Raw genomic sequence first — 6,223 nt, forward strand, 5'->3', positions numbered from 1 at the left:
CGGTGACTGGCGAGCTTAAGGGGCACTCAATGTTCAAAGAAAAACTAATAATAATCATTACTTTAGTTATGCTGTTATGTGCATGCGATATGCAAGAGCAGCCAACTCAACTCGCCCAAATAAAAGAACACAATAAAATACGTGTGGGTACCCTTGCCAGTGCTAGTAATTATTATCAAGCCGTTCAAGGTGAGCAAGGCTTTGAATATGAGTTATCTCAAGCCTTCGCTGAATATTTAGGTGTAGAGCTTGAAATAGTCCCTTTCTTTAACTTATCTGACATGTTTGAACGCCTTGAAAGCGGTGATTTAGACTTAATAGCGTCAGGACTTACCTATAATAAAACCCGTGCAGAGCAATACCGTTACGGACCAACTTACAGAACAATCAGCCAAAAGTTAGTTTATAAACAAGGGCGCGTTCGTCCTCGAGAGTTTGACGATTTAGATGGCAACTTTACGGTTATAGCTAAAAGTAGCCACTCGCTTACTCTACAAAAAATGAAGAAGAACAATCCAGATCTCACTTGGATAGAAAGCGAAGAGTTTGATGAAGAAGAACTACTTCAAGCAGTTATTGATGGCGAGATAGATTACACACTCGCTGATACGCATACGCTATCGCTGTTTCGCCGTTATCACCCAAATTTAAGCATTGGTTTTTCAGTTAGCCATAACGACCCGATTGCATGGATACTTAATAAATCTAAAGACGACTCTTTATATGCGTTGTTGGTGCCATTTTTTGGTGACGTTAAGCAAAGTAACCAGCTCTATGTACTTGAAGAAAAATACTTTGGTCACGTACGCCAATTTAACTATGTAAATACCCTAGCCTATATAGAAGCAATTAAAGAAACCTTACCAACATACCAGCCATGGTTTGAACAATATGCAGGTAGCCTTGACTGGCGATTATTAGCGGCACTAAGCTATCAAGAATCTATGTGGAATCCTCGCGCTAAATCACCAACAGGTGTGCGCGGCATCATGATGCTAACTCGCAGTACAGCCAAACAAGTAGGTGTTACTAACCGGTTAGAACCAGAGCAAAACATTCGTGGTGGCGCTAAATACTTAAGCAAGCTTATTAAACGTATTCCTGACCGTATCCCGCAACCCGACCGCACATGGCTTGCTTTGGCCGGATACAATGTAGGTTGGGGGCACGTTAACGACGCACGTATAATTACCGAACAGCAAGGCGCAAGTCCTGACAAATGGGCTGATGTAAAAAAACGCCTACCGCTATTAATTAAAAAGCGCTATTACCGTAAAACTCGCTACGGTTATGCCCGAGGCGATGTAGCTGTTAAATATGTCGATAATATTCGTCGCTATTACGATGCACTTGTTTGGCTAGATGAAAATGATGCTATTGCTGCAGAGCCTGAGCCAGAACCAATTACAGAGTTGAGCACTGATACTGAGCTAAAGCTAAAGCTAAACGAAAAAAGTGAAGTAAAAAGTAAGGCAGATGAAGCTCAAACAGAAAAACAACAACCTATAATCGAACCCGAACAGTCGAGTGAAAACAATGGCTAAGATTAATATAAGTACCCGTTTATTGAACATGTCAGTAAGCAAAATTTAAGTAAATTAAATATCTGTTTACTTGTCACCAAATGATCACTAATGTGTGTTAATTGTATATCATTATTTTATAAGATATACCCGTGCCTTTCTCACTCTTGCATTAGGAGAAAACATGCTAAAACGTAGACGCACACAAAGATTAAAACGCAATGTCATTTATTCAACGGCCACACGTCGTCGTGTTATGTTGCGAAAACTACACAAAAAAATCATCTGGCGTCGCCGAATGTTTGCTATGCAGCAAATGGCTGAATCAGAAATAGAGCCAATCGCTAGTTAACTTTAGTTAGGCTTATTTATTTGATCATCACGAGCAGCTTTCTTAGCTGCTTTAATTTGCGCTCTTCTACGTTTAAAAAAATTCGAAATAGTATCCCCGCACTGCTGTGCCAAAACACCACCGCACACCTCAACTTGATGATTTAACTTAGGCTCTTGTAATAAATTCATAATTGAACCCGCAGACCCTGTTTTAGCATCGACTGCTCCAAATACTAAACGCTTTATTCTGCTATGCACTAACAATCCCGCACACATAGAACAAGGCTCTAACGTTACGTATAGGGTGCAATCAATTAAGCGATAGTTGTTAAGTACTTTTCCAGCTTCTCGCACTGCAATCATTTCGGCATGGGCAGATGGGTCATTATCCGTTATTGAGCGGTTATACCCAACTGAAACTAGCTGGTTATCTTTGACTACAATTGCTCCAACCGGAATTTCATCAAGTAGCTCTGCTTGCTTTGCATACAAAAGCGCTTGTTCCATCCAGTAGGAATCATCAAATGGTTCGTTCATTATTTCTACTTAAATAACCTTTTATGCTGTAATTATACCTAGTTAGCACTCTAAAGTGCGCCATTCATTACTTTATTGCAAAAATAAAACAATATTTACCCGTTTGTAATGGCTCACTAGTGCTGATTTACGCTATAATCTCACGCTTTTTTTATTTAGCTCACAACACGGGTAGCAAATGAAATTTCCTGGACGCCGCAGGCATAAACATTATTTTCCAGTGGAAGCCAAAGATCCACTTACCAATCAACTTAACGCAACAGAGCGATTACAACGTAGTTATATTACGGGTATCGATCAGATCGTTGTTGATATAGAGGCAAAAGTTGATCAAGCTTTCCTTGACGAATTTCAACTACGTAGAGGGATGTCGCAAGTTATTGATAGCGATACAACAAACGCCTTATACGATCGTTTAAAATTAAACAATATGGTTGATTTTGAGTTTGCCGGTGGAACCATTGGTAACACTATGCACAACTACTCAGTACTTGCAGATGATCGCTCAGTTTTATTAGGCGTAATGAGCGAAAATATAAAAATAGGTAGCTACGCTTACCGTTTTTTATGTAATACCTCAAGCCGTGTAGACTTAAACTACCTTCAACCAGTTGATGGGCCTGTAGGTCGTTGTTTTACATTAATTGATGAAACCGGTGAGCGTACTTTTGCAATAAGTGCAGGCCTAATGAATCACTTACGTCCTGAATCTATCGATAAAGACCTTATTGAGAATTCATCAGCGTTAGTGATTAGTGCCTATCTTATGCGTACTCAAGGTAGCGAAACAATGACTGAAGCCACTATGCAAGCGGTAAAATACGCTAATGACGCAGGTGTGCCAGTTGTGCTTACACTCGGTACTAAGTTCTTAATTGAACAAGACCCTACTTGGTGGGCAAACTTTGTTGAAAAGCATGTTGATATTCTTGCTATGAACGAAGAAGAAGGTTTAGCTATTACAGGTTTTGAAGATCCTCTTCTAGCTGCTGATAAAGCACTTGATTGGGTAGACTTAGTTATTTGTACCGCTGGCGAAAAAGGCTTATTTATGGCCGGCTACGTAGACGAAAGCTTAAAGCGTGAAACCGAATACCCGTTACTACCAGGCGCCATACCTGATTTTAACCGTTACGAATTCTCACGAGCTATGCGTAAAGATGAGTGTGATGAACCTATCAGAGCATATAGTCATACGGCCCCATTTATGGGTGGACCTGATTCAATCAAAAACACCAATGGTGCAGGTGATTGCGCACTTGCGGCTGTGCTTCATGATTTGTCAGCGAATGTTTACCATAAGCTTAATGTGGCAAACTCAGCTAAACATCAGCAACAAGCTATTACTTACTCGTCACTATCGCAAATTAGTAAATATGCTAACCGAGCGAGCTATGAAGTATTAGTTCAGCACTCTCCGCGTTTATCTCGTGGCTTACCTGAACGTGAAGATTGTTTAGAGCAGGTTTACTGGGAACAATAAATTACAAAGGGAGCAATTATTGCTCCCTTTTGTTTACCTAAAAAATAGAAATATCGAGTTTTTTAGATAACAGCTCGAGCGCTGCAATTCCTGCAACCGAATTACCAAACGAATTAAGCCCCGGTGAATAAACAGCCACTGTAAACTTATTTGGTAGTACAGCTAAAATAGTTCCTGATACTCCCGACTTACCAGGCATACCCACTCTGTAACCAAAATCCCCCGCAGCATCATATAAACCACTCGTGAATAAAAGCGAATTAAGCTGTTTATTCTGACGACTACTTAAAACGCGTTTACCAGAGCTATAATCAACACCTTTATTAGCTAAAAAATTATAAGCTTTTGCTAATTCAATACAGTTGAGCTCAATAGAGCAAAAGTTAAAGTAAGCCCACAAAACATCATCTACTTCGTTTTCAAAATTACCAAACGATTTCATCAAATGCGCCATCGCAGCATTTCGGTGCCTGAACTCATACTCTGAATTAGCGACTTTTTTATCAATTACTATGCCTCTATTACCAGCTAATAACCTGAAGGTTTCGAGCATAGAATGCATTGGCGCAGATAAGCGGCTGTATAATGCATCACACGTTACAATTGCGCCTGCATTGATGAATGGGTTACGAGGAATCCCCTTTTCAAATTCAAGCTGTGTAAGCGAGTTAAAGGCTGTACCTGAGGGTTCCTTTCCGACTCTATGCCAAAGTTCATCACCATAACGCTGTAGTGCCATAGTAAGTGTCATAACTTTAGAAACTGATTGAATAGTGAAGCGTTGAGAACAATCCCCTGCGCACACAGTTTCACCATCAGTTGTATAAATAGCGATAGAAAATTGTTCCGGATCAACCTCGGCAAGCGCCGGTATATAATCAGCTACTTTCCCTTGTGATAATAAAGGACGTACTTCATGTGCTATTTCATCAAGCACCTTTTGGTAATCAGCTGTAGGCAATCTAGACCTCTATATCGTCATTCATAAGAATTGGATTTTAACACGCGCTATTAGGTGCACCTAGTTTTGTTGTCGAATTTAACGGTGAGATTTTACTAAATTTAAATAGAAAAAAACGTCACATTACTGTATCTGGTTTCTCTTAATTAAATCCTGGTAATGTCATGATGCCCACTGCGGTGGAGAGTCACAGTGCAAATGCTACGAACTCATTGTCGAGCGGAGATTTTTATGATTTTAGTGTCGGGAGTCGCTACGCTCGCCCGACCTACGTGATAGGTGTTGATGTGAGTGTGTGTTAATTGCGTGTTTTTCACTTTTCTGCAGACATAAAAAGCCCGAATCTTAAATTCGAGCGCTCTACAATGTGAAGTCGGTGCGCTACGCAGTAGGATGTCGTAGTGCCCACAGCGGTAGAGAGTCACATAGCAAATACTACACTATTATTAATCGTATCGTCTCTTAGTATGCAGAGTTTTACTAATTTCAAAAAGCAAAAAACCCGTTACATTACTGTAACGGGTTTCTCTTAATTAAATCCTGGCAATGTCGTAGTGCCCACAGCAGTAGAGAGTCACAGTGCAAATGCTACACTATTATTAATCGTGTCGTCTCTTAGCGTGCAGAGTTTTACTAATTTCAAAAAGCAAAAAACCCGTTACATTGCTGTAACGGGTTTCTCTTAATTAAATCCTGGTAATGTCGTATTGCCCACAGCGGTAGAGAGTCACAGTGAAATGCTACACTATTATTAACCGTGTCTTCTCTAAGTGCGCAATGTTTTACTAATTTCAAAAAGCAAAAAACCCGTTACATTACTGTAACGGGTTTCTCTTAATTAAATCCTGGTAATGTCCTACTTTCACATAGCAAATGCTACACTATCATCGGCGCTGTTTCGTTTCACTACTGAGTTCGGCATGGAGTCAGGTGGGTCCAAAACGCTATTGTCACCAAGAAAATTCTTTTCAATTTTCTTGTTTTTAATTATTAAGATTAAAGTCCTTCGACTGAATTTGAAGCCTGGTAATGTCCTACTTTCACATAGCAAATGCTACACTATCATCGGCGCTGTTTCGTTTCACTACTGAGTTCGGCATGGGATCAGGTGGGTCCAAAACGCTATTGTCACCAAGCAAATTTGGGCGTTAATCCGTATTACTACGCACTAACTGAATTTGGAAAATATCTGATAATATTTTTTAAGTCTTTCTAAGTAATATCTACTTTAGTTATATTAACTTCTGTCTAAACTGTCGCATAAAACGCGTTTGGCGTTGTATGGTTAAGCCTCACGGGTAATTAGTACAAGTTAGCTTAATGGCTCACACCACTTCCACATCTTGCCTATCAACGTTGTAGTCTTCAACGGCCCTTCAGAGACTT

General features: G+C 40.0%; 5 protein-coding genes and 3 rRNA genes. 3 read left to right on the top strand and 5 right to left on the bottom strand.

Translation table 11 applies throughout. From position 1 onward, the window contains the following. Window positions 1-29: 29 nt before the first annotated feature. Complete coding sequence (mltF, locus tag QL995_RS07335) at window positions 30-1,544, top strand: membrane-bound lytic murein transglycosylase MltF (RefSeq protein WP_290293846.1); 1,515 nt, start codon at window positions 30-32, stop codon at window positions 1,542-1,544. Between the two features lie 163 nt (window positions 1,545-1,707). Next, complete coding sequence (locus tag QL995_RS07340; RefSeq protein ID WP_007584688.1) at window positions 1,708-1,875, top strand: hypothetical protein; 168 nt, start codon at window positions 1,708-1,710, stop codon at window positions 1,873-1,875. Between the two features lie 2 nt (window positions 1,876-1,877). On the opposite strand, the gene tadA is transcribed toward QL995_RS07340, so the two are convergent. Then, window positions 1,878-2,393, bottom strand: coding sequence for a tRNA adenosine(34) deaminase TadA (gene tadA, locus QL995_RS07345; RefSeq protein ID WP_010554384.1), 516 nt, complete (start codon window positions 2,391-2,393; stop codon window positions 1,878-1,880). Window positions 2,394-2,571: 178 nt separating this feature from the next. Between tadA and QL995_RS07350 the strand changes: the two genes are divergently transcribed. Further along, on the top strand, window positions 2,572-3,876 hold the full coding sequence (locus QL995_RS07350; RefSeq protein WP_010554383.1) for an inosine/guanosine kinase: 1,305 nt from the start codon (window positions 2,572-2,574) through the stop codon (window positions 3,874-3,876). 37 nt (window positions 3,877-3,913) lie between these two features. On the opposite strand, the gene glsB is transcribed toward QL995_RS07350, so the two are convergent. The 4 genes from glsB to QL995_RS07370 all read right to left on the bottom strand — a co-directional run. Then, window positions 3,914-4,837: a glutaminase B gene (glsB, locus tag QL995_RS07355; RefSeq protein ID WP_290293847.1), complete on the bottom strand. Its 924-nt coding sequence runs from the start codon at window positions 4,835-4,837 to the stop codon at window positions 3,914-3,916. Window positions 4,838-5,680: 843 nt separating this feature from the next. Beyond that, a 5S ribosomal RNA gene (gene rrf / locus QL995_RS07360) occupies window positions 5,681-5,795 on the bottom strand. Window positions 5,796-5,858: 63 nt separating this feature from the next. Further along, a 5S ribosomal RNA gene (gene rrf / locus QL995_RS07365) occupies window positions 5,859-5,973 on the bottom strand. Between the two features lie 145 nt (window positions 5,974-6,118). Continuing rightward, window positions 6,119-6,223: ribosomal RNA gene (locus tag QL995_RS07370) — 23S ribosomal RNA — on the bottom strand; the annotation flags it as partial.

Origin of the sequence: Pseudoalteromonas sp. APC 3358, assembly GCF_030408075.1 — a bacterium.
GTDB classification, from domain to species: Bacteria; Pseudomonadota; Gammaproteobacteria; order Enterobacterales; family Alteromonadaceae; genus Pseudoalteromonas; species Pseudoalteromonas arctica.

What these genes read in the sequence shown, in the direction of transcription:
- mltF (WP_290293846.1), top strand. Translation starts at nt 30, where the DNA reads ATGTTCAAAGAAAAACTAATAATAATCATTACTTTAGTTATGCTGTTA.
- QL995_RS07340 (WP_007584688.1), top strand. Translation starts at nt 1,708, where the DNA reads ATGCTAAAACGTAGACGCACACAAAGATTAAAACGCAATGTCATTTAT.
- tadA (WP_010554384.1), bottom strand. Translation starts at nt 2,393, where the DNA reads ATGAACGAACCATTTGATGATTCCTACTGGATGGAACAAGCGCTTTTG.
- QL995_RS07350 (WP_010554383.1), top strand. Translation starts at nt 2,572, where the DNA reads ATGAAATTTCCTGGACGCCGCAGGCATAAACATTATTTTCCAGTGGAA.